Genomic DNA, 452 nt, shown 5'->3' on the forward strand with positions numbered 1-452 from the left:
GGGAAGGAGGAAAGGAAGAGGAGGAAGGAGGAAGAAAAAGAGGGGAAGGGAGAAGAAAGAAGGAGGGGAGGAAGGGAGGAGGGGGGGGGGGGGAAGAAGAAGGGGGAAGAGAGAAGGGAGAGAAAGGGAAAGGAGGAGGGGGAAAAGGAGGGAGAAGAAGAGGGGGAGAAGGAGGAAAAGGAGGGAAAAAAGGGGGGAAAAGAGGGAAGGAAGGAAGGAAGAAGGAGGGAGGGGGGGGAGAGGGGGGGAAAAGAAGGGAGGGAAAGGGGGAGGGAGGGGGAGAGGGGGGAAAGAGGGAAGAGAGAAGGAAAAAGAAAGGAGGGAAAAGAGAAAGGGGAAAGAAAGAGGGAAGGAGAGGAAAGAGGGGGAGAGAGAAAAGAGAGAAAAGAAGAAGGAGGGGGAAAAAAAAAGAAAGAGGGGGAAAAGAGGGGGGGAAAAAGAGGGGGGGGAGG

1 protein-coding gene is annotated in these 452 nt (G+C 55.1%); it reads left to right on the forward strand.

Annotated features, from left to right (window positions below):
- A partial coding sequence (locus ACTHTY_RS11905; RefSeq protein ID WP_440367838.1) for a hypothetical protein occupies positions 1 to 452 on the forward strand: 452 nt, incomplete at both ends.

Source organism: Neisseria sp. P0019.S002 (genome assembly GCF_051957155.1).
Classification (GTDB): domain Bacteria; phylum Pseudomonadota; class Gammaproteobacteria; order Burkholderiales; family Neisseriaceae; genus Neisseria; species Neisseria perflava.